Here is a 23,205-nt window from a genome sequence, read left to right on the forward strand (position 1 = left end):
GACGCGATGTCATGGGGCATGAGCGCCACCGTCGTCGTCGGCACCGGTCCCGTCTCCCTCGCGGAGGTCGTGGCCGTGGCCCGGCACGGCGCGGGCGTCCGACTGTCCGACGACGCCCTCGAAGCGATCGCGACAGGTCGGGCCGTCGTCGACGAGCTCGCCGCCGACACCGCACCGCACTACGGCATCTCCACCGGCTTCGGGGCGCTGGCCACCCTGTCCATCCCCGCGGAGAAGCGCCGAGACCTGCAACGCAGCCTGGTCCGCTCGCACGCGGCGAGCACCGGCCCGGAGGTCGAGCGCGAGGTCGTCCGTGCGCTCATGCTGCTCCGCCTCTCGACGCTCGCGACGGGCCACACGGGCGTCCGGCCGGAGACCGCGAGCGCGTACGCCGCCCTCCTCGACGCGGGCCTGACGCCGGTGGTCCGCGAGTACGGCTCGCTCGGCTGCTCGGGCGACCTGGCGCCGCTGGCCCACTGCGCGCTGGCGCTCATGGGCGAGGGCGAGGTCCGCGATGCCACGGGTGTGCTGATGACCGAGCCCCGAGAGGTGCACACCCTGACCGAGAAGGAGGGTCTGGCCCTCATCAACGGGACGGACGGCATGCTCGGCATGCTCGCGCTGGCGCTGCACGACCTGGCGATCCTTCTGGACACGGCCGACGTCGCCGCGGCGATGAGCGTGGAGTCGCTGCTCGGCACGGACGCGGTGTTCGCCGCCGACCTCCAGGGCCTGCGCCCGCACCACGGCCAGGCGGTGTCGGCCGCGAACATCCGGGCGGCCCTGCGCGGCTCCGGGATCATGGCCAGCCACCAGACCCCCGAGTGCACCCGCGTGCAGGACGCGTACTCGCTGCGCTGCGCCCCGCAGGTGCACGGCGCCGCCCGCGACACCGTGGCGCACGCCCGGGCGGTCGCGGAGCGCGAGCTCGCGGCCGCGATCGACAACCCGGTGATCACCGACGACGGTCGGGTGGAGTCGAACGGGAACTTCCACGGCGCACCCGTCGGCTACGTGCTCGACTTCCTGGCGATCGTCGTCGCCGACGTCGCGAGCATGTCCGAGCGCCGCACCGACCGGTTCCTCGACGTCGCCCGCAGCAACGGCCTGCCCCCGTTCCTGGCGCACGACCCCGGGGTCGACTCCGGCCTGATGATCGCGCAGTACACGGCCGCCGGGCTCGTCTCGGAGCTCAAGCGGCTGGCGGTCCCGGCGAGCGTCGACTCGATCCCGTCGTCGGCCATGCAGGAGGACCACGTGTCGATGGGCTGGCACGCGGCGCGCAAGCTGCGTCGCGCCATCGACGGTCTGACCCGGGTGCTCGGCATCGAGGTGCTCACGGCCTCGCGAGCGATGGACCTGCGCGCCCCGCTGCAACCGTCACCGGTCACCGGCGCTGTCCGCGACCTCCTGCGAACGCGCGGCATCCCCGGCCCCGGTCCCGACACCTACCTCTCGCCCGACCTCGAGACGGCGGCGGACGCCGTCCGAGAAGGAGCGATCGCCGCACAGCTAGGAGCCCGCTCATGACCGGTCCCCGCCCCGTCCGCGCACCCCGCGGCAGCACGCTCACGGCGCGCAGCTGGCAGACCGAGGCCCCGCTGCGCATGCTCATGAACAACCTCGACCCCGACGTCGCGGAGCGGCCCGACGACCTGGTCGTCTACGGCGGGACCGGCAAGGCGGCCCGGTCGTGGGACGCGTACGACGCGATCGTGCGGACGCTGACCACGCTCGGCGACGACGAGACGCTGCTGGTCCAGTCGGGCAAGCCCGTCGGCGTGCTGACGACGCACGAGTGGGCGCCGCGCGTGCTGATCGCCAACTCGAACCTCGTCGGGGACTGGGCGACGTGGCCGGAGTTCCGTCGGCTGGAGCAGCTCGGGCTGACGATGTACGGGCAGATGACGGCCGGCTCGTGGATCTACATCGGGACGCAGGGGATCCTGCAGGGCACCTACGAGACGCTCGCCGCGGTCGCTGCGAAGCGGTTCGGCGGGACGCTGGCCGGCACGCTCACGGTGACCGGCGGCTGCGGCGGAATGGGCGGGGCGCAGCCGCTGGCGGTCACGCTCAACGGCGGCGCGTGCCTGATCGTCGACGTCGACGGAGACCGGCTGCACCGGCGGGTCCGCGAGCGCTACCTGGACCGGGTGGCGGGGAGCCTCGACGAGGCGGTCGCCCTGGTCACCTCCGCACGGGCTGCGCGCGAAGCCCTGTCCGTCGGCGTCGTCGGCAACTGCGCGGAGGTGCTGCCCGACCTGCTGCGCCGAGGCGTCGAGGTCGACGTGGTCACCGACCAGACCTCCGCGCACGACCCGCTGTCCTACCTGCCGGCCGGGGTCGACGTCGCCGACTGGGCGTCCTACGCCGCCGCGAAGCCGGAGGAGTTCACTGACCGCGCGCGCGAGTCGATGGCCCGACACGTCGAGGCGATGGTCGGGTTCCAGGACGCGGGCGCCGAGGTGTTCGACTACGGCAACTCGATCCGCGACGAGGCCCGCCAGGGCGGCTACGACCGCGCCTTCGACTTCCCGGGCTTCGTGCCCGCCTACATCCGGCCGCTGTTCGCGGAGGGCAAGGGCCCGTTCCGCTGGGCTGCGCTGTCGGGCGACCCGCGGGACATCGCGGTGACCGACCAGGCCGTGCTCGACCTGTTCCCCGACGACGACCACCTGCACCGCTGGATCCGCGCGGCGCAGGAACGGGTCGCGTTCCAGGGCCTGCCCGCGCGCATCTGCTGGCTCGGGCACGGCGACCGCGACCGCGCGGGGCTGCGGTTCAACGAGCTCGTCGCCGACGGTTCCGTCACAGCCCCGCTCGTCATCGGGCGCGACCACCTCGACGCCGGGTCGGTCGCGTCGCCGTACCGGGAGACGGAGGGCATGGCCGACGGGTCCGACGCGATCGCCGACTGGCCGCTGCTGAACGCGCTGGTCGCGGCGTCGTCGGGGGCGACCTGGGTCTCGATCCACCACGGCGGGGGCGTCGGGATGGGCCGGTCCATCCACGCAGGGCAGGTGTCCGTCGCTGACGGCACCGACCTCGCCGCCCGCAAGCTCGCCCGCGTGCTGTCCAACGACCCGGGCATGGGGGTGCTCCGGCACGTCGACGCGGGCTACCCGCGGGCCGACGAGGTCGCGACGGCCAACGGCCTGCGGGTGCCGATGCGCGAGGGCGATGCATGAGCTTTCACGGCATGTGGGACGACCTCGCGCCCGTCGGCCGCGCGTCCGACGGTGGCTACCGCCGGTTCGCCTGGACGCGTGAGGACCACGTGCTGCGCGAGTGGTTCGCGGGCGAGGCGGCGGCGCGCGGTCTCGCCCTGACGACCGACCGTGCCGGCAACCAGTGGGCGTGGTGGGGCGACCCGGACGCGACACCGGGAGTCGTCACCGGCAGTCACCTCGACTCGGTCCCCGGCGGCGGGGCGTTCGACGGCCCGCTCGGTGTGGTCAGCGGGTTCGCGGCCCTGGACGTGCTCCGGGCGAAGGGCGTCGCTCCGAGCAGGCCGCTCGGCATCGCGAGCTTCGTCGACGAGGAGGGCGCCCGGTTCGGTGTCGCGTGCGCTGGTTCCCGCCTGATCACCGGTGTCCTCGATGCCGACAAGGCCCGCCGCCTCCGGGACGTCGACGGCGTGACGATGGCCGATGCCCTGACGACCGCGGGCCGCGACCCGAACGCGTTGGGCAGGGACGACGAGACGCTCCGCCGCGTCGCGTCCTTCGTCGAGCTGCACGTCGAGCAGGGCCGCGGGCTGGTGCACACGGGCGACCCGGTCGGTGTCGGCCGGATGATCTGGCCGCACGGCCGCTGGCGCGTCGAGCTCCGCGGTGAGGCCAACCACGCGGGGACCACGCCGCTGGCCGACCGTCGCGACCCGATGCTCGACCTGGCGGCGTTCCTCGCGCACGTCCGCCGGGCGGCCGACGAGGCCGGTGCGCTCGCGACCGTCGGCAAGCTGCACGTCGACCCGAACGGCGTGAACGCGATCCCGTCCCAGGTCACGGCGTGGCTGGACGTCCGTGCGGAGGACGAGTCGGCGGTCCGAGCGGTGCTCGCGACGCTCCACGACTATGCGCCGGCCGAGGAGTCGTGGACCCCGGTCACCGTCCTCGACGCCGACCTCGCGGACGTCGTGTCGGGCGTGCTGGACGACCCCCCGCGCCTGGGCACCGGCGCCGGCCACGACGCCGGGATCCTCGCCGCCGCGGGAGTCCCCACCGCGATGCTCTTCGTGCGCAACCCGTCGGGCATCTCGCACGCCCCCGCGGAGGACGCCGACGAGGCGGACTGCCTGGCGGGCATCGACGCGCTGGCGACCGTGCTGGAACGGTTGCTCACGTGACGACCTACTGGGCCGCGCACGCGTGGCTGCCGGGCGGTCTGGCGGACGACGTCCGGATCACCGTGGCCGACGGGCTGATCACCGCCGTGACCACCGGGCCGGCGGAACCCACGGACCACCGCCTGCCCGGAGTCGTCCTGCCGGGCTTCGCCAACACGCACTCCCACGCGTTCCACCGGGCGCTGCGGGGGCGCACGCACGACGGCGGCGGCACGTTCTGGACCTGGCGCGAGCGCATGTACGCGCTGGCCGCGACGCTGACCCCGGACACCTACCTGGACCTGGCACGCGCCGCCTACGCCGAGATGGTGCTGGCGGGCGTGACGGCCGTCGGTGAATTCCACTACCTGCACCACGGCCCGGACGGCACCCCCTACGACGACCCGAACGTCATGGCCGAGGCCCTGCGCACCGCCGCGCACGACGCGGGCCTGCGGCTCACCCTGCTGGACACGGCCTACCTGACGGGGGGCATCGACGCCCCGCTCGCGGGCGCCCAGCGCCGGTTCGGCGACCACGACGCCGACGCGTGGGCCGCCCGCGTGGCCGCGATCCGGTCCGACGGCACCCTGACGGTCGGCGCCGCGATCCACTCGGTCCGGGCGGTCCCGCTCGACGCGATCCCCGTCGTCGCCGCGCACGCGACGGGACGCCCGCTGCACGTGCACCTGTCCGAGCAGCGCCTGGAGAACGAGCAGTCGCTGGCCACGTTCGGGGTCACGCCGACCCGGCTCCTGGAGGACGCCGGCGCCCTCGGTCCGGACACCACGGCGGTCCACGCGGTCCACCTGACCCCGGAGGACGTCGCGATCCTCGGCTCGACCCGCACCGGGGTGTGCCTGTGCCCGTCGACCGAGCAGGACCTCGGCGACGGGATCGCCCCCGGTGCGCTGCTGCACGCGGCCGGTTCGCGCCTGAGCGTCGGCAGCGACCAGCACGTCCGCACCGACCTGCTCGCCGAGGCGCGGTCGGTCGAGCTGCACGAGCGCCTCGCGGGCGAGGAGCGCGGCGTGTTCACCCCCGCGCAGCTGCTCGACATCCTCACGTCCGGCGGCCACGCGAACCTGGGCGACCCGACGGGCGGCCGTCTGGAACGCGGCGCCCCGGCCGACCTCGTCGCCGTCCGCACGGACACCCCGCGCACCGCCGGTGCCGACCCCGCGCAGCTCGTCCTCGTCGCGGGCGCAGGCGACGTCGACACGGTCGTGGTCGGCGGCGTCGTGCGGGTCGAGGGCGGGCGGCACGTGCTGGGCGACGTGGGCGCGATGCTGGGCACCGCGATCCGAGCCGCGTGGGAGGGGACCCGATGACGGCGCACCTGGTCACCGGCATCGGCGAGCTGGTCACGCACGACCCCCGGTTCGGCGGCCCGCTCCGCGACGCGGCGCTCGTCGCGCAGGACGGCGTCGTCGTCTGGGTCGGACCGTCCGGCGAGGAACCGGCCGCCGACGCCCGCACGGACCTGGGCGGCGCCGCGGTGGTCCCCGGTTTCGTCGACTCCCACACGCACCTGGTCTTCGCGGGCGACCGCGCGGCCGAGTTCGAGGCGCGCATGTCCGGCCTCCCGTACACGGGCGGCGGCATCGCGACGACGGTCGCCGCCACACGCGCGGCGTCCGACGACGACCTGCGCCGACGTCTCGCGGCCCTCGTGGCCGAGGCGCGCGCGCTGGGCACGACGACGGTCGAGGTCAAGAGCGGCTACGGCCTCGACGTCGACACCGAGCAGCGCCTGCTCCGGCTGGCGCGCGAGGTCACGACGGAGACCACGTTCCTGGGTGCGCACGTCGTCCCGCCCGGCACCGACCGCGCCGAGTACCTCGCCCTGGTCACCGGCCCGATGCTCGCCGCCTGCGCGCCGCTCGCGCGCTGGGCCGACGTGTTCTGCGAGCCGGCGAGCCCGATCGCGTTCGACGGCGACGAGGCCCGGGAGGTCCTCGAGGCCGCCGCGCGGGCGGGGCTGGGCCTGCGCGTGCACGGCAACCAGCTCGGCCACGGGCCGGGCGCACAGCTCGCGGTCGAGCTCGGTGCCGCGAGCGTCGACCACTGCACCTACCTCACCGACGACGACGTCAGCGCGCTGGCCGGCTCGGGCACCGTCGCCACCCTGCTGCCCGGCGTCGAGTTCTCCACCCGCTCGCCGTACCCGGACGCCCGCCGCCTGCTCGATGCCGGGGTCGAGGTGGCCCTGGCGAGCGACTGCAACCCCGGCACCTGCTTCTCGACGTCGATGCCGCTGATGATCGCGCTCGCGGTCCGCGAGATGCGGATGACCGTCACCGAGGCGCTCCGCGCGGCCACCCTCGGCGGCGCCCGCGCGCTGCGTCGTGACGACGTCGGCCACCTGCGCCTCGGCGCCCGGGCGGACCTCGCCGTGCTCGACGCCCCGACCCACCGCCACCTGGCCTACCGCCCGGGCGTCCCCATCGCGCGGGGTCTGAGGCTCTAGGCCCAGGTGGCCCGCGCGTACTGCGGCTGCCACGAGCCGAGGTCCGTGACGCCGAGCTCGTGCGCGGCGCGCAGCGGCCAGAACGGGTCGCGCAGGCCCTCGCGGCCCAGCAGGATCGCGTCCGCCGACCCGTCGGCCAGGACCGCCTCCGCCTGCGCCGGGTCCGTCAGGAGACCGACCGCGGCGACGGGCAGCGCCGACGTCTCGCGCACCTCGCGCGCGGCCGGGACCTGGTAGCCGGGGCCGACGGGGATCTCCGCGGGCGCGTTGCCACCGGTCGAGACATCGACCAGGTCCACCCCGTGGCCACCCAGCTCCTTGGCCACCTGCGCGACCTCGTCGACGGTGAGCCCGCCCTCGACCCAGTCGGTCGCGGACAGCCGGACGAACAGCGGCTTGTGGTCGGGCCACACGGCCCGGACGGCGTCGGTCGTCTCGACGAGCAGGCGTGCGCGGTTCTCCAGCGAGCCGCCGTACTCGTCGTCGCGCTCGTTGGACAGCGGCGAGAGGAACTGGTGCAGGAGGTAGCCGTGCGCGGCGTGCAGCTCGACGACGTCGAACCCGGCGTCGTCGGCCCGTCGGGCGGCAGCCGCGAACGCCCCGGGGATGCGCGCGATCTCGTCGAGCGTCAGCGCGTGCGGGGTCGCGAGGCCGGGGAACGCGGTGGCCGACGGGCCGACGGTCGTCCAGCCGCCCTGGTCCACCGGCACGGAACCACGTCCGGCAGCGAACGGGGAGAACGTCGACGCCTTGCGGCCCGCGTGCGCCAGCTGCACCCCGACCAGGGTGCCGCGCTCGTGCACGAAGTCGGTGATCCGGCGCCACTCCGCGATGTGCAGGTCGTGCCACAGCCCGGTGTCCTGCGGCGAGATCCGCCCCTCGGGCACCACCGCGGTGGCCTCCGCGATCAGCAGCCCGAACCCGCCGGCCGCCCGGGACCCGAGGTGCACCAGGTGCCAGTCGTTCGGGCTGCCGTCGACCGCCGAGTACTGGCACATCGGTGCCAGCCAGGCACGGTTGGCGAACGTGGTGCCGCGCAGGGTCAGCGGCGAGAAGAGGAGGGTCACGTGCGGTCGCAACCGCGGCGGGCCGTCACGGATTCCCGGGCCCTTCGGCCCTCCCCGCGGCCGCGGGCCGACGCGACGATGAACGGGTGCTGAGCATCCCCGACACGGTCGACGCCCAGGCGGTCGCCGCGCGCCACAAGGTGGACCTCCTGGCCACACCGGGCCTGTTCCTGGTGCGGACCATGCTCGCCGGGGCGTACATCGGCATCGGCGTCCTCATCATGGCCACCGCGGGAGGTCCGCTGGCCGTGGCCGGGTCGCCGTTCACGCCGCTGGTGCAGGGCCTGGTGTTCGGCGTCGCGCTCACCGTGGTCCTGGTCGCCGGGGCCGAGCTGGCCACCTCCGCGATGATGACGCTGACCCAGGGCGCGCTGCGCGGCGTCGTCACCTGGGGGCGCGCGGGGCTGACCCTGCTCGCCTGCCTGGGCGGGAACCTGCTCGGGGCCCTGCTGTTCGCGTTCCTCGTGCACCTGTCCGGGGTCCTCGCGCCGGGCACGCCCGGCGGGACCGTCCTCGCGGGGATGGTCGAGCACAAGGCCCACACGACGTCGGTGCAGCTGTTCGTCCGCGGGATCCTGTGCAACCTGCTGGTCTGCCTGGCCGTCTGGGGTGCGGCCCGGCTGCGCAGCGAGGGGGCCCGCCTCGTGGTCGTCTTCGGCTGCGTGATGGTGTTCATCACCTCCGGCTTCGAGCACGTCGTCGCCAACATGACGACGTTCTCGCTCGGTCTGTACGGCGGCCTGCCGGGTGCCGACGTGGTCGAGATGGCCCGGAACCTCGCGCTCGTCGGGCTCGGCAACCTCGTCGGCGGCGCCCTCCTCGTCGGCGCCGCGTACGCGTACGGCAGCCATCCCGCGCAGACACCTCGTCAGCCGGTCGCCGCCGCCGCGCCGGTCGACCTCCGTGCGTCCTTGTCCTGATCGCGCCCGTTGTGCCAGGGTGTGCGCGCGTCGGCGGACGCCGACGTGGGGCTCGATCATCAGGGGTGAAGATGCACGTCACGAGCAGAATCGATCGTCCAGCAGGCGTCGGGTCGAGGGCGGTGCGTCGAGTCGGAGTCGCCTCGGCGACGTTGGGTCTCGTCCTGGCGTCGGTCGTCGTCACCGCAGTCCCGGCGTCCGCGGCGTACTCCCGGTGCGACAGGCTGTCGACCGTCTCGATCCGCGGCCAGTGGGTGGATGCTCCGGCGTTCTACAACCCCAACACCGGCGCGACGACGACCACGTGCTCGCTCTGGCAGACGACTCGGTACAGCCACGTCGTCCAGGAGCTCCAGTTCCACCTCGCCAACTGCTACCCGGCCCCGGTGGCGCAGGACGGGTACTACGGCCCGCAGACCGTAGCCGCGGTCAAGGCCGTGCAGCGCGAGCACGGGCTGGACCCCGACGGGGTGTACGGCCCGAAGACGCGGGACGCCATGCGGTGGAAGAAGCAGCCGGTCCACATCCCCGGCTGCATCTGACCGGTCTCGTCCGCGGTGCCGTCCTCGTCGGCGCCGCGGACGAGGACGGCACCGCGGACGAGACCACATCGGACATGTCCGGCTCGGGCGCGCTGCCCAGCGACCGGGACCCGCTGGCAATACGGTGACTCGCAACAGCGGCGTCACCCGACGCCGCCCGACCTCGCCCGCACAGGCCCCCTCCGAGGAGCACGCATGAGCACCTCCGACCCGCACCGCCCCGGCGGCGCAACAGACGGACCCGACGAGACGACGGACACGGGCACGGACGCGACGCCCGAGTCGTCCACGTCCGTCGAGGAGACGACACCCGCCGCCGACGACGCCGGCAGCCACGAGGTCGCGCCGACCGTCGAGACCCTGGACCCGCCCACGCCGGACGAGCCGGACCCGACGCCCGCCACGACACCTGAGCCCGCGAAGGCTCCCGAGCCGGTGACGCCCGCCGAACCCGTCGCAGGCACGATCGACGCCGACCTGCCGTCGGACACGAGCACGACCTCGACCACCCCCGTGACCGCGGCGACGGCTGCCGGTGCCGCGGCGACCACCGCCCGGACGCCGACCACGACCACGACCGAGCCCGGCACGGACACCGGTCGGCACGCGATCGTCCGACCTGCTCCCACCCCTCCCGACGAGCCGGGTGCGGACACGGCGGCGCCCGTCGAGCCTCCCCCGGACCCGGTCACGTCCTCGACGCCGACGCCGACGCCGACGCCGGACCACGACACACCCGAGCCGGTCGCCACGCCCGCTGCCGCACCTGTCGCCGCCCTCCCCCCGGCCTCCGCGCCGACACCGGCGACGACCGCCGCACCCGTCGCCGGAGAGGACGACCGGCTCTTCCCCGACCCGAGCGCACCGCGCAGCACCTCGGTCGGCTCGCACGTCCTGGGCGTCATCGTGGGCCTGGTCCTCGCCCCGATCGGCGTCGCGGTGCTGCTCCTGGGCGAGTCCCGGATCCTGCAGGCGCAGGTCAGCGGCTGGGACGCGTCCACCGAGGTCATGGGCATCGTGCTCGTCTCGCTCGGCCTGCTGCTCCTCGGCTGCGTGCTGCTGCTGGCGCTGTGGACCCCGGCGGTCCCGATCACGGGCGGTGCCGTGCTGACCCTCGCGGGCATCGTCTACCTGTACCTGCCGTCGGTCGCCCGCGAGCAGACGCTCAACCTCCTCACGTCGTCGGGCTGGCGCCTCACGGTCACGCAGGTGACCGTCGCAGGGACGTCCGGCATGGTCCTCGCGGTCGGCTTCCTGCTCCTGCTGGCGGGCATCGTGGCGGGGTCGGCCCGCCGTCGCGGGGTCCGGCTCGGGGAGTTCCGCGAGCGTCACCGCGTCTGAGCCGGGAGCATGGGCAGGCCGGGTCTCCGGCTAGAGTGCGGTCCGGACCCCGGTCCACCTGCATCGACGTCGCTGCACAGGAGGTGGTCCTCGTGACCGACACCACGCCCGAGACCCACGAGCCCGGGCTCGAGAACCTGCTCACGGAGGACCGCCGGTTCCCACCGAGCGCCGAGTTCGTCGCCCAGGCCAACGCCCAGCGGGGGTTGTACGCGTGGGCCAACGCCGACCGGCCCAGCTTCTGGGCGGAGCAGGCGCGTGAGCTGCTGACCTGGGAGAAGCCGTTCGAGGAGGTCCTCGACTGGTCGAAGGCGCCGTTCGCGCGCTGGTTCGCCGACGGCACGCTCAACGCGGCGTACAACGCGGTGGACCGGCACGTCGAGGCGGGCAACGGCGACCGGGTCGCCCTGCACTTCGAGGGTGAGGGTGGCGACACCCGCACGGTCACGTACGCCGAGCTGCAGCGCGAGGTGTCCCAGGCGGCCAACGCGTTCACGGCGCTGGGGGTGGGCACGGGTGACCGCGTCGCCATCTACCTGCCGCTGATCCCCGAGGCGGTCGTGACGATGCTGGCGTGCGCGCGCATCGGCGCCCCGCACTCGGTCGTGTTCGGCGGGTTCTCCGCCGAGGCTCTGAGCACACGGATCAACGACGCGGAGGCCAAGCTCGTCGTCACCGCGGACGGCGGGTACCGCCGCGGGTCCGCGAGCGCGCTGAAGCCCGCCGTCGACGAGGCGTTGACCAAGGGCACCCCGTCCGTGGAGCACGTGCTCGTCGTGAAGCGCACCGGTCAGGACGTCGCCTGGAACGACGAGGTCGACGTGTGGTGGTCCGACGTCGTCGACACGGCGAGCGACCAGCACACCCCGGTCGCGGTCGAGGCCGAGCACCCGCTGTTCATCCTCTACACGTCGGGCACCACCGGGAAGCCGAAGGGCATCTTCCACACCACCGGCGGCTACCTGACGCAGGCGGCGTACACGCACCGCAACGTGTTCGACCTCAAGCCCGAGACGGACGTCTACTGGTGCACGGCCGACGTCGGCTGGATCACCGGGCACACGTACGTCGTCTACGGGCCGCTGATCAACGGCGCCACGCAGGTCATCTACGAGGGCACTCCCGACACCCCGCACCGGGGCCGCTGGTGGGAGATCATCCAGAAGTACAAGGTCTCCATCCTGTACACCGCCCCGACGGCCATCCGCACGTGCATGAAGTGGGGCGAGGAGATCCCGAACCAGTTCGACCTGTCGAGCCTGCGCGTGCTCGGGTCGGTGGGTGAGCCCATCAACCCCGAGGCGTGGATGTGGTACCGCCGGGTCATCGGCGCGGACCGCACCCCGATCGTCGACACGTGGTGGCAGACCGAGACGGGCGCCATCATGATCAGCCCGCTGCCGGGCGTCACGGAGACCAAGCCGGGCTCCGCGCAGGTGGCCCTGCCGGGCATCGCGGCGGACGTCGTCGACGACGAGGCGCAGTCGGTGCCCGACGGTGGCGGCGGCTACCTGGTGCTCACCGAGCCGTGGCCGTCGATGCTGCGCGGCATCTGGGGCGACCCGGAGCGCTACGTCGACACGTACTGGTCCCGGTTCCAGGGCCTGTACTTCGCGGGCGACGGCGCGAAGAAGGACGCCGACGGCGACATCTGGCTGCTCGGGCGCGTGGACGACGTGATGAACGTGTCCGGTCACCGGCTGTCGACCACCGAGATCGAGTCGGCGCTCGTGTCCCACCCGTGGGTCGCGGAGGCGGCCGTCGTCGGTGCGGCCGACGAGACCACCGGTCAGGCGGTCGTCGCGTTCGTCATCCTGCGCGGGGACGCGGGCGGCGGTGACCAGGAGGCCGACACGGTCCAGACCGAGCTGCGCAACCACGTCGCCAAGGAGATCGGCCCGATCGCGAAGCCGCGGCAGATCCTCGTCGTCGCGGAGCTGCCGAAGACGCGGTCCGGCAAGATCATGCGCCGCCTCCTGCGCGACGTCGCCGAGAACCGTCAGGTGGGCGATGCGACGACGCTCGCGGACTCCTCGGTCATGGACCTGATCGCCCAGGGCCTGTCCGCTCCGGGGGCCAAGCAGGAGGACTAGGCCGGAGCCGGCTCCGATCTCGGAGCCGGCTCCCCCTCCGCCGCCTCGTTCGCCGGGCTCATCGCGAGCACGACGCACCCGGTGATCGCGAGGACGAGCCCGACGAGCACGCCGGGCAGCATGCCGTTCGCGACGGTGTCGCCGAGCACCAGCACCCCGACGGCGCCGGGCACGACGACCTCGATCACCGACAGGATCGCGGCGCTGGGCCCGGCGGCCAGCCGCTCCAGGGCACGCAGGTACCAGAGCGCGCCGACGATCCCGCCGACCACGATGCAGGCCGTCATGGGCTGCCAGAGGGTCGCCCAGATCCCGTCGTGGTGGTGCGACGCGCGCGCCGCGATCGCGGCTCCGGAGAAGCCGAGCCCGGCGATGGCGGCGAGCAACCAGCCGGGTCCCGACCGGTAGGACACGAGGGCGACGGCGACGAGCGCACCGGTCGCGACGAGCATGGCCCGCTCGAAGGACTCCGGGGGTGCGACCGCCGGCTGCTCGCCGGAGCCGAGCGCGATGAGCACGAGCGCGACGATGACGACGACGACCGCCGCGACGTCCAGGCGGCGCATGCGCGCGTGCAGGAGGAACCGGGCCCCCACGACGACCACGACGAGCATCGACGCCATGATCGACTGCACGACGAACAGCGGCAGGGTGTTCAGCGCGAGGAGCGAGAGCACGAACCCGACGCCGTCCACCACGAACGCACCGATGACCAGCGGTGTCAGGACGGCGGCGAGGCCGCGCGCCCGTCGCGTCGCGACCGCCTGCATCAGGGTGCTGGCACCGTAGGCGAGCGCGGACCCGATGGCGCACAGGAGCGAGACGATCACGGTGCGGAACCGATGTTCCCGAGGAAGCGCCCGATCACGGGTATCTCCGTGACGCCTTCCGCACCGGCCAGGACGAGGGCCTGCGTCGCGACGAGCTCGACGGAGTCCAGCACCACGTACCGCGGCACCCAGCCGGGGTCGAACTTCTCGTTGAACGTCGAGAGCGAACCCATCTGGGTGCCCTGCGACAGCCGCTGGAGGATGGGGCGGGTCAGGGACTCGATGCGGGAGCTCTCGGCAGGGTCACCCTCGAGGACCTCGCGCATCATCGCGAAGTTCAGCCCGAGCCCGCGCAGACCGGTGTCGGCCAGGTGCGCGATGGTCGCGACGATGTTCGCGTCGATGAGCCCGTTGGGCAGCCCCTCCGTGTCGGTGCGTCGCCGCATGACGTCGAGCGACCAGCCGCCGATCGCGGTCGCGGGGACCCACTGGCAGAACGCGTCGACGCGTCCCGCGGGATCGCGCGTGACGGAGAGCAGCAGGCCGGTGTCCTCGGGCTGGAACAGGCGCGAGAGCGTCATGGAGAAGCCCCGCTCGGTCTCGCCGTGCCGGGACTCCTCGCTCATCTGCTCGATCTGCGTGCGCAGGTCGGGCTCGATCGCCGACGGGTCGTGGAAGGTCGTCGTGTAGCCCGCGCGCTGGATGCGGTTGACCGCCTGCCGCAGCGACTTGTGCGACCGGCCCTCGAGGCTGAAGGTCGGGCAGTCGACGATGGCCTCGTCGCCGAGGTACACGGTGCGCAGACCGCTCGCCTCGTAGTGCGGGAGCCAGTCGGCGGCGGCCCCGATGACGGTCACGGACCAGCCGAAGTCGTCGGCGAAGTCGAGGAACTCCGCCCAGACGAGCCCGCGTTCCCCGGGCGGCCCGATCGGGTCCGGGGACACGAGGCACACTCCCCCGCGCACCGAGTGGGCGACGACGGACGATCCGGTGAAGAACCAGTCCTTGTCGTCCCGCAGCGCGAAGTAGTCGAGCGTCCCGTCGCCGTGCTCCTGAATCAGGAGCCGTGCCCGCTCACGCTCGTCGTGGTGGTCCTGGGGGCTGAGCCGGCGCGGTTGCCGCGGGGAGAGCAGGGACCAGAGCAGCGCGGCGACGAACACCAGGACCAGCGCGTAGGTGAAGGGGGCGACGATCTGCCCGAGCCGCTCGATCTGCGCGTCGGACGGGCCCGTGGTGACGGCCCAGACGGCCAGCGCGACGACGAGCACCCCGACGAGCACGACGACGGCGACCGTCGAGATCACGGCCCACCGGACGGCGCGGCGCGTCGGCAGCACGGGGAACGCGTCGCGCTGCGCTGCGAGCCACACGATGCCGACGGCGATCACCAGTGCGGGGACGAGCTCGGGTCCTTTGGCGAGGTGGATGGCGACCGAGACGGCCAGCGTCGCCAGGGTGCCCAGCCAGGCGAGCCGGTTCCCGCGCCGCAGCCCTCGGGCGGTGAGCAGGAGGACCACCGAGACCAGCGCGAGGGCGGGCCGCGCGGTGTGCACGGCCAGCTCCGGGACGAGGTCGCGGACGAGACCCATCCGCTCCCAGAGCGGCTCGATCGCCGCCGACAGCAGGCTCAGCACGGCCAGGACCAGCACCGCCCGGGAGGCGATCTCCCGCACCCGGCCGCGCCTGCGCTGCTCCTCGATCGCCGACGCCCCCGTCGTGGGTGGTCGCTGGACGACGCTGCTCCCCCTCATCCGTCCAGTCTGCCCGTTCCGTGCACCGGGGCGAGGCGACACCCTGGCGACAAGTGCGGAGGTCAGGGGCGGGGTCGCGTTCGGTGTGAAGCGTTTCGGGCCGTGGAGAGCGCCTCCCCGACCTGGTTGTGTGACCACGCACCCGCCCGTCGGCCGGCCGGCGGAACGGCGGGCGGGTGCTTCCACTCCAGAACCCCTCGAGGCTGCCGCGTGCCCGCGGCCGGCCCGATGCCCCAGGAACGAGGAAGTCCCATGAGGTCTCGACTGTCCAAGTTGTCCGGCGCCGCCCTGGCTGCCGCGGTCGTCGCGCTCGGCGCGACGTCGCTGATCTCGTCGTCGGCGCAGGCCGCGACGCCGCCCGGCCTGCACGTCTCCGGCACCCAGCTCGTGGAGAAGGACGGCACCCCCTTCATCGCCCGCGGCGTCAGCCACGCCCACACCTGGTACACGTCCCAGACCCCGACGGCGATCCCCGCGATCCGTGCAGCCGGCGCGAACGCCCTGCGCGTGGTGCTCTCCGGCGGTGACCGCTGGACCAAGAACGACGCCGCCGACGTCGCCAACGTCATCAGCCTCTGCAAGGCCAACAAGCTCATCTGCATGCTCGAGAACCACGACACCACGGGCTACGGCGAGCAGAGCGGCGCGGTCACGCTGGACACCGCCGCCAACTACTGGGTGAGCATCGCGTCGGCCCTCAAGGGCCAGGAGGACTACGTCCAGATCAACATCGGCAACGAGCCGTTCGGCAACAACGCCACGGAGAACGCCAAGTGGGCGTCCGCCAGCTCGGCCGCGATCATCAAGCTCCGCAACGCGGGCCTGCACCACAACATCGTCATCGACGCCCCGTCGTGGGGTCAGGACTGGGCCGGGATCATGCGGGACAACGCCGCGACGGTGGCCGCGTCGGACCCCGACAAGAACGTCCTGTTCTCCGTGCACATGTACGGCGTCTACAACAACGCCTCGACGATCAACGCGTACCTGGACGCGTTCAAGTCGAAGGGCCTGCCGCTCGTCATCGGCGAGTTCGGCTTCGACCACTCCGACGGCAACCCCGACGAGGACACGATCATGTCCGAGTCGGTCAAGCGCGGTCTCGGCTACTACGGCTGGTCCTGGTCGGGCAACGGTGGCGGTGTCGAGTACCTCGACATGGTGACGAGCTTCAACCCGTCGCAGCTCACCTCGTGGGGCACCCGCATCTTCAACGGCTCCAACGGCATCAAGTCCACGGCCGTGACCGCGAAGATCTACGGCGGCGTCCAGCCGACCACCCCCGCCCCGACCACGCCGGCACCGACCACGCCCGCGCCCACCACGCCGGCGCCCACGACCCCGGCGCCCACCACCCCGGCGCCGACGACCCCGCCGCCCTCGGACAAGGGGTGCACCGCTGCCCTCACGGTCAGCAACACGTGGCCCGGTGGCTACCAGGCCGCCGTCACCGTCAAGAACGGCAGCACGATGATCAGCAGCTGGAAGACGTCCTTCACGCTGCCCTCGGGTGGCGCGGTGGCGAGCGGCTGGTCCGGCACGTACTCGGCGTCCGGCTCGACCGTCACGGTGTCCAACGCCGCCTGGAACGGTCTGCTCGGCTCCGGCGCGTCGACCACCTACGGCTTCGTGGGCAGCGGCACGGCGCCGAGCTCCTCGACCACGGTGAGCTGCACCGCCAGCTGATCGCGCACTGATCGGACGCAGGAGGCCGGGGTCACGACGACCCCGGCCTCCTGTGCGTCTCAGGGGTGTCTCACGGGGTCCATGCCGGGGAGCGTCCGAGGTAGCGCAGCAGCACCTCGACCGGCCCGTCGCCCTCCTCGGCCGGCAGGACGGGTGCGTAGGCGAAGGCGCGCAGGGGCTCGACGAACTGCACCGCGGCCTCGTGCAGCGCGGCGGCGAGCTCGGGTGTGAGCGGGGAGGGCTGGCCGGTCGCCACCGCGATGTCCCAGGCGTGGACGGCTGCGTCCAGCGCGCACGCGGCCGCCCCGACCCACGGCGCGAGCGGGCCGACGGGCAGCGGCGTCGTGACGTCCGGGCCGTCTGCCGGGACCGTCGACCAGGCGAGGGCGGCGGAGCGGGTGGCGGACTCGACGAGGGCCACCGGGTCGCCGGTCAGGTGCCCGGACGGTTCGAAGGGGTTCTCCGTGGGCCACCCCTCACCGGTGATCGTGGCGGCATACCCCTGCTGGTCCCCTGCGGCGTGCTGCAGCACCTGCGCGACGGTCCACTGCGCGCAGGGCGTCGGGCGGTCCCAGGCGTCGGGCGGCACCGACGCAGCCACGTCGCGCAGCGCCCGGTGCGCCTGGTCGAGGACTGCCCAGCTGGTCGCGTTCTGCTCGGTCATCGTCGTGCCTTCCGTCGGCGGGTCGATGGTTCCACCCTACCAGAACGGAATGTTCCATTCCACTATTTCCAGAGCCTCCGGAGGTTGCGCGTCGCCTCGCGGCCCGCACGGTTGGCGCCGACCGTCGAGGCGCTCGGGCCGTACCCCACGAGCTGGACCCGGGGGTCGGCGACGACCTGCGTCCCGTCCATCACGATGCCGCCACCGCGGGCGCGCAGCCCGAGGGGTGCGAGATGGTCGAGGGCCGCCCGGTACCCCGTGCACCACAGCAGCGTGCGCGCCTCGACGTGCGCCGGGCCGCCGACCCAGCCCTCGCCGGGGCTGTCGGGAGCGTCCCACTCGACGCCGTCCGCGGTGATGCGGTCGAACATGGGCCGGGCGCGCAGGACCCCCGCGGTGATGCCGGTGCGGTACGCCGGCGTGAGCGGCAGGCCGGTCACGCTCACGATGCTCTCCGGCGGCAGCCCGGCGCGCGTGCGGTCGTCGACCCGCGCGACGGCGTCCCGGCCCACCTCGGGGGTGAAGCTCTCGTCGCGCCAGGCAGGGGGACGACGGGTGACCCAGGTGGTCGACGTGACGCGCGCGAGCAGGAGCGTGAGCTGCACGGCCGAGGTGCCGCCCCCGACCACCACCACGTGCCCGTCGGCGACGTCGGCGGGCAGCCGGAAGTCATGGGCGTGCAGCTGGCGCCCGCGAAACGTCCCGCGGCCGGGGTACGCGGGCCAGAACGGCTTCTGCCAGGTGCCCGACGCGTTGATCAGCCCGCGGGCGCGCCAGACGACGGACTCGTCGGGGCGCTCGACGCTGCGGGACCGCACCAGGAGAAGGTCCCCCTCGGACTCGACCCGCTCGACCCGCACCGGGCGCTGGACGCGCAGCTCGAACGCGTCCTCGTACTGCGCGAAGTAGTAGGGGACGGCGAACGCCGCCGGTTCGGTCGGGTCACCGACGACGAGAGGCATCCCGGGCAGCTCGTGAACCCCGTGCGCGTCCGCCATCGTCAGGTCCGGCCACCGGTGCTGCCACGCACCACCCGCCTGCGCACCGTCGTCCAGCACGACGAACGTCGCCGCCGCCTCTTCCCACCCGCGCTCACCGACCGCGACGAGCCCTGCCCGCCGCAGGTGGTACGCCGACGAGAGCCCCGCCTGACCCGCACCGATCACGACCACCGTGACGTCGACCGGGGTCGTCGTGCCCGCCCGTCGCGCCCGCCTCGACCGGCGGGTGTCCTGCGGGCGGTCGTCGAGCGGCAAGGCGTTCCCCGAGGCATCCATCGCCCGCCAACGTACCCGCTCACCCGACCGGCACCGTCCGGCTGAGGCTCTCTCGTGGTGGGATGGAGCCATGCTCGACGACGTGTCCATGCAGGTCATCCTCAGTGCGACGGCCGGCCCGCTGCCCGCCGCCTCCGCCGGCGCCGTGCGCACCCTCGCGGACCGGGCCGCCGCGGTCGACGGGGTCCCTCCGCTCTCGGAGCAGCCGTTGCTCTGGCTGAGCGCCTCCGAGGCGCCGGTGATCCACCTGTGCGCGTCCGTCGGTGCCGACCTCGTCGGCTACGCGCAGCTCGACGTCGGCACCCAGTCGTCGACGAAGGCGGAGCTGGTCGTCGATCCCGCGCACCGCCGCGCCGGGGTGGGCCGCGCGCTCCTGACCCGCGCGCTCGCCGAGACGGCGGTCGTGCCGGGGCGCACCCTGCGAGTGTGGGCGCACGGGGACCTGTCGGCGGCGCGACGGTTCGCCGAGGACCAGGGCATGGTCGTCGTGCGCGAGCTGCTGCAGATGCGCGTCGACCTGACGACGCGACCGGCGACCACCCCCGCCCTGCCGACGGGGGTCACGGTGCGGTCGTTCGAGCCGGGGCGCGACGAGGACGCGTGGCGCCGCGTGAACTCCCGGGCGTTCGCGTACCACCCGGAGCAGGGGCGGATGACGTCGGCGGACCTGCGCGCCCGGGAGCAGGAGCCGTGGTTCGACCCGGAGGGCTTCCTGCTCGCGGAGCGCGACGGGATCCTGCTGGGCTCGGTGTGGACGAAGGTGCACCCCGCGGGCGAGCACGGTGCGGAGCCGGTGGGCGAGATCTACGTGGTCGGGGTGGACCCGGACGCACAGGGACTGGGCCTGGGGCGTGCCCTGACGGCGCTGGGCCTGGACCACCTGGCCGCCCGCGGGCTGGGTGCGGCGATCCTCTACACCGGCGCGGAGAACACCGTCGCGGTGCACACCTACGAGCGCGCGGGCTTCGTCCGCTCGGCCGTGGACGTGATGTTCGGTTCGGATACCCCGAGTTCACCTGCGGGTGTCACGATGGGCGCATGACGGACGCCACCGCCCTCGACCCCGCCCTGGCCGCGGCCATCGCCGAGCACATGGCCCAGAGCGACATCGCGGAGCACATCGACAGCGCCGAGCCGCTGCCCGACGGACGGTTCCTCGATCGCGAGCTCTCCTGGCTCGCCTTCAACCAGCGCGTGCTCGAGCTGGCGGAGGACGAGGCCATCCCGCTCCTGGAACGCGTGCGGTTCCTGGCCATCTTCGCGTCCAACCTCGACGAGTTCTTCATGGTCCGGGTGGCCGGTCTCAAGCGGCGCATCGCGACCGGGATCGCGGTCACGGCCGCGTCGGGTCTGTCTCCGCGGCAGGTCCTGGAGGCGATCAGCGAGGAGGCGCACAAGCTCACGGCCCGCCACGCCGCGGTGTTCGCCGAGCAGGTGCAGCCCGCGCTCGCGAACGAGGGCATCACGCTGGTGCGTTGGGACGAGCTGGGCGAGAGCGAGCAGGACCGGCTGCGCAAGTTCTTCCGCCGGCAGATCTTCCCCGTCCTGACGCCACTGGCGGTGGACCCGGCGCACCCGTTCCCGTACATCTCGGGGCTGTCGCTGAACCTGGCCGTCGTGGTGACCAACCCCGCGACCGGCAAGGAGCACTTCGCGCGCGTCAAGGTACCGCCGCTGCTCCCCCGGTTCATCGCGGTCGACGCGTCGGGCCGGCCGAGCGCACCGGACGTCCAGGCGGCTTCGCCCGAGAAGGGCCCGATGTCGTTCGTGCCCGTCGAGGACGTCATCTCCGAGCACCTCGAGCAGCTGTTCCCCGGCATGGTCGTCCAGGAGCACCACACGTTCCGGGTGACGCGCAACGAGGACGTGGAGGTCGAGGAGGACGACGCCGAGAACCTCCTCAAGGCGATGGAGAAGGAGCTGCTGCGCCGCCGCTTCGGGCCGCCGGTGCGTCTGGAGATCGCCGACGGCATCAGCCCTCGCATCCGCAACCTGCTCATCCGGGAGCTCGACGTCGCGGAGGACGAGGTCTACCAGCTGCCCGCCCCGCTGGACGCGACGGGCCTCAACCTCATCGCCGACCTCGACCGCGCGGCCCTGCAGTTCCCCCGGTTCATCGCCTCCACCCCCCGTCAGCTGGCCGAGGTGGAGAGCGCGACGCCCGCGGACATGTTCGCCAAGATCCGCGAGCGCGACATCCTCCTGCACCACCCGTACGACTCGTTCTCGACGTCGGTGCAGACGTTCCTGCAGCAGGCCGCGGCGGACCCGCAGGTGCTGGCCATCAAGCAGACGCTGTACCGGACGTCGGGCGACTCCCCCATCGTCGACGCCCTGATCGACGCCGCCGAGGCCGGCAAGCAGGTGCTGGCGCTGGTGGAGATCAAGGCGCGGTTCGACGAGCAGAACAACATCTCCTGGGCGCGCAAGCTCGAGCAGGCCGGCGTGCACGTCGTGTACGGCATCGTCGGCCTGAAGACGCACTGCAAGCTGTCGCTCGTGGTGCGCCAGGAGTCCGACGGGCTGCGCCGGTACTGCCACATCGGCACCGGCAACTACAACCCGAAGACGGCGCGGCTGTACACGGACCACGGGCTGCTCACCAGCGACCCGGAGGTCGGCCAGGACCTGACCCGCCTGTTCAACCAGCTCTCCGGCTACGCGCCGAAGTCGCGGTTCCACCGGCTGCTCGTCGCCCCGCGCTCCGTCCGGGCCGGGCTCGTCGAGCGCATCGACCGGGAGGCCGACGCGGCACGGATGGGCCAGCCCGCGTGGATCAAGATCAAGGTCAACTCAATGGTCGACGAGGCCACGATCGACGCGCTGTACCGCGCGTCGCAGGCGGGCGTCCCGGTCGACATGGTGGTCCGCGGCATCTGCGCGCTGCGGCCGGGGGTGCCGGGCCTGTCGGAGAACATCCGGGTGCGCTCGATCCTCGGGCGGTTCCTGGAGCACTCGCGCATCTTCGCGTTCGCGCACGCCACGGCGCAGAGCGACGCGGGGTTCGAGGGTCCCGAGGTCTACATCGGGTCCGCCGACCTCATGCACCGCAACCTCGACCGACGTGTCGAGGCGCTGGTCCGCATCGCCGACCCCGACCAGGTCAGCGAGCTCATCGAGCTCATGGACGAGTCGACGGACGACGGCACGTCCTCGTGGCACCTCAACCAGGACGGGACGTGGCAGCGGCACCACCTCGGGCCGGACGGACCGCTCGTGGACCTGCAGGCCGCGTTGATCTACCGGCAGCGGCGCCGGCCGGGCACGGGACGGTGACGCCAGCTCACGCACCGGTCGTCGTCGAGGCGGCCGGGGCCCTGGTGTGGCGCGTCCGGCTGGGCACGCTGCAGGTCGCCCTGGTGCACCGCCCGCGCTACGACGACTGGTCGTGGCCGAAGGGCAAGGTGGACCCCGGGGAGACGATCCTCGCGGCGGCGACACGTGAGGTCGCGGAGGAGACCGCGCACGACGTCGTCCTCGGCATCCCGCTGCCCGGGCTCGAGTACGCGCTGTCCGATGGACGCCGCAAGCGGGTGCACTACTGGGCCGCCCAGGTGGCCGGGCGCCCCGACGCCGCCGCGCTGCGCGCCCGTGCGCCGGTCCCGCCGGTGTCGCCGAAGGAGATCGACCAGCTGCGCTGGTTCGACGTGGTCACGGCCGCCAAGCGGCTGACCCGCGACGACGACCGGGAACCCCTGGCGGAGCTCGTCGAGGCGTACGAGAAGGACCGGTTGGACACGCGCGCACTCGTCATCGCCCGGCACGGCACGGCTCGGCGGCGCGCGGACTGGAAGGGCACCGAGCTGGACCGCCCGCTGACGCCGGAGGGGCAGCGCCAGGCGCGCGCTCTCGTGCCCGTGCTGTCGACGTTCGGCGTCGCTCGCGTGGTCACCAGCGCGTGGGCGCGCTGCGTCAGCACGGTCGCGCCGTACGCCGCGGCGGCACAGGTCGCCGCCGAGGTCCTGCCCGTGCTCACCGAGGCGGAGCACTCGACGTCACCGGCCCGGGTGGCCGCGGAGGTCCTGCAGCTCCTGGAGCAGACCGGGGACGCCGTGCTGTGCACGCACCGGCCGGTGCTCCCGACGGTCGTCGACGTGCTGGCGCAGCACGCGCGCCGCAGCGTGGCCGACGCGCTGCCCGCCACGGACCCGTTCCTGCACCCCGCCCAGGTGCTGGTCGCGCACGTCGCGCAGACCCCGAAGGGCCCGCGCGTGGTCGCGACGGAGACGCACCGCCCGGGCGAGGCGTAACCGGACGAGGCCCGGGGGTGACATCCCCCGGGCCTCGTCCGTGCTGT

At 73.4% G+C, this 23,205-nt stretch carries 18 protein-coding genes; 13 read left to right on the forward strand and 5 right to left on the reverse strand.

Going from position 1 to position 23,205, the window contains the following annotated elements; translation table 11 throughout:
- Positions 1 to 18 precede the first annotated feature (18 nt).
- From hutH to hutI, 5 genes are read left to right on the forward strand one after another with little or no spacing between them, the layout of a single operon-like run.
- Entirely contained in the window at positions 19 to 1,530 is a 1,512-nt protein-coding gene (hutH, locus tag ASF78_RS07385; RefSeq protein ID WP_056586237.1) for a histidine ammonia-lyase, read from the forward strand.
- Complete coding sequence (gene hutU / locus ASF78_RS07390; RefSeq protein WP_056586239.1) at positions 1,527 to 3,188, forward strand: urocanate hydratase; 1,662 nt, start codon at positions 1,527 to 1,529, stop codon at positions 3,186 to 3,188. The genes hutH and hutU overlap by 4 nt, the downstream gene beginning before the upstream one ends.
- Positions 3,185 to 4,348 carry an allantoate amidohydrolase gene (locus tag ASF78_RS07395; protein ID WP_056586242.1) on the forward strand — a complete coding sequence of 388 codons (1,164 nt, stop codon included), beginning with the start codon at positions 3,185 to 3,187 and terminating at the stop codon, positions 4,346 to 4,348. Before hutU ends, ASF78_RS07395 begins: the two co-directional genes overlap by 4 nt.
- The gene (locus ASF78_RS07400; RefSeq protein ID WP_056586244.1) at positions 4,345 to 5,658 is read left to right on the forward strand and encodes a formimidoylglutamate deiminase; all 1,314 of its coding nucleotides are present in this window, start codon (positions 4,345 to 4,347) and stop codon (positions 5,656 to 5,658) included. Before ASF78_RS07395 ends, ASF78_RS07400 begins: the two co-directional genes overlap by 4 nt.
- Positions 5,655 to 6,797, forward strand: coding sequence for an imidazolonepropionase (hutI, locus tag ASF78_RS07405; RefSeq protein WP_056588330.1), 1,143 nt, complete (start codon positions 5,655 to 5,657; stop codon positions 6,795 to 6,797). Before ASF78_RS07400 ends, hutI begins: the two co-directional genes overlap by 4 nt.
- On the opposite strand, the gene ASF78_RS07410 is transcribed toward hutI, so the two are convergent.
- Positions 6,794 to 7,864 carry an NADH:flavin oxidoreductase/NADH oxidase gene (locus tag ASF78_RS07410; protein ID WP_056586247.1) on the reverse strand — a complete coding sequence of 357 codons (1,071 nt, stop codon included), beginning with the start codon at positions 7,862 to 7,864 and terminating at the stop codon, positions 6,794 to 6,796. The genes hutI and ASF78_RS07410 overlap by 4 nt on opposite strands.
- Positions 7,865 to 7,950: 86 nt before the next feature.
- Between ASF78_RS07410 and ASF78_RS07415 the strand changes: the two genes are divergently transcribed.
- The 4 genes from ASF78_RS07415 (at position 7,951) to acs (ending at position 12,760) form a co-directional block, all read left to right on the forward strand.
- Positions 7,951 to 8,784: a formate/nitrite transporter family protein gene (locus ASF78_RS07415; RefSeq protein WP_056586249.1), complete on the forward strand. Its 834-nt coding sequence runs from the start codon at positions 7,951 to 7,953 to the stop codon at positions 8,782 to 8,784.
- A 122-nt stretch (positions 8,785 to 8,906) separates the two neighbouring features.
- Positions 8,907 to 9,326, forward strand: a complete 420-nt coding sequence (locus ASF78_RS07420; RefSeq protein WP_200940525.1) for a peptidoglycan-binding domain-containing protein — start codon at positions 8,907 to 8,909, stop codon at positions 9,324 to 9,326.
- Between the two features lie 195 nt (positions 9,327 to 9,521).
- Positions 9,522 to 10,667 (forward strand): hypothetical protein, encoded by a 1,146-nt coding sequence (locus ASF78_RS07425; protein WP_056586255.1) that lies wholly within the window; start codon positions 9,522 to 9,524, stop codon positions 10,665 to 10,667.
- A gap of 92 nt (positions 10,668 to 10,759) precedes the next feature.
- Entirely contained in the window at positions 10,760 to 12,760 is a 2,001-nt protein-coding gene (acs, locus tag ASF78_RS07430; RefSeq protein ID WP_056588333.1) for an acetate--CoA ligase, read from the forward strand.
- On the opposite strand, the gene ASF78_RS07435 is transcribed toward acs, so the two are convergent.
- Both ASF78_RS07435 and ASF78_RS07440 read right to left on the reverse strand, forming a co-directional pair.
- Positions 12,757 to 13,590: a hypothetical protein gene (locus tag ASF78_RS07435; RefSeq protein WP_056586257.1), complete on the reverse strand. Its 834-nt coding sequence runs from the start codon at positions 13,588 to 13,590 to the stop codon at positions 12,757 to 12,759. The genes acs and ASF78_RS07435 overlap by 4 nt on opposite strands.
- Positions 13,587 to 15,281, reverse strand: coding sequence for a bifunctional lysylphosphatidylglycerol flippase/synthetase MprF (locus ASF78_RS07440; RefSeq protein ID WP_056586259.1), 1,695 nt, complete (start codon positions 15,279 to 15,281; stop codon positions 13,587 to 13,589). Before ASF78_RS07440 ends, ASF78_RS07435 begins: the two co-directional genes overlap by 4 nt.
- 252 nt (positions 15,282 to 15,533) lie before the next feature.
- Between ASF78_RS07440 and ASF78_RS07445 the strand changes: the two genes are divergently transcribed.
- Complete coding sequence (locus tag ASF78_RS07445) at positions 15,534 to 16,967, forward strand: cellulase family glycosylhydrolase (protein ID WP_056586262.1); 1,434 nt, start codon at positions 15,534 to 15,536, stop codon at positions 16,965 to 16,967.
- Between the two features lie 70 nt (positions 16,968 to 17,037).
- Here the strand turns inward: ASF78_RS07445 and ASF78_RS07450 are convergent, their stop codons facing one another.
- Positions 17,038 to 17,631, reverse strand: a complete 594-nt coding sequence (locus tag ASF78_RS07450; RefSeq protein WP_056586265.1) for a TIGR03086 family metal-binding protein — start codon at positions 17,629 to 17,631, stop codon at positions 17,038 to 17,040.
- A 62-nt stretch (positions 17,632 to 17,693) separates the two neighbouring features.
- The gene (locus ASF78_RS07455) at positions 17,694 to 18,908 is read right to left on the reverse strand and encodes an NAD(P)-binding domain-containing protein (protein ID WP_082494842.1); all 1,215 of its coding nucleotides are present in this window, start codon (positions 18,906 to 18,908) and stop codon (positions 17,694 to 17,696) included.
- Positions 18,909 to 18,978: 70 nt separating this feature from the next.
- On the opposite strand from ASF78_RS07455, the gene mshD reads away from it, so the two are divergent.
- Genes mshD through ASF78_RS07470 form a run of 3 tightly spaced genes read left to right on the forward strand, consistent with a single transcriptional unit; the run spans position 18,979 to position 23,158 of the window.
- The gene (gene mshD, locus ASF78_RS07460; protein ID WP_056586267.1) at positions 18,979 to 19,950 is read left to right on the forward strand and encodes a mycothiol synthase; all 972 of its coding nucleotides are present in this window, start codon (positions 18,979 to 18,981) and stop codon (positions 19,948 to 19,950) included.
- A complete protein-coding gene (locus tag ASF78_RS07465) occupies positions 19,947 to 22,184 on the forward strand; it encodes an RNA degradosome polyphosphate kinase (protein ID WP_056586270.1) in 2,238 nt (745 codons plus the stop codon). Before mshD ends, ASF78_RS07465 begins: the two co-directional genes overlap by 4 nt.
- Complete coding sequence (locus tag ASF78_RS07470; protein WP_056586273.1) at positions 22,181 to 23,158, forward strand: NUDIX domain-containing protein; 978 nt, start codon at positions 22,181 to 22,183, stop codon at positions 23,156 to 23,158. The genes ASF78_RS07465 and ASF78_RS07470 overlap by 4 nt, the downstream gene beginning before the upstream one ends.
- Positions 23,159 to 23,205: the final 47 nt, after the last annotated feature.

It is taken from the genome of Cellulomonas sp. Leaf334 (genome assembly GCF_001424195.1).
Classification (GTDB): domain Bacteria; phylum Actinomycetota; class Actinomycetes; order Actinomycetales; family Cellulomonadaceae; genus Cellulomonas.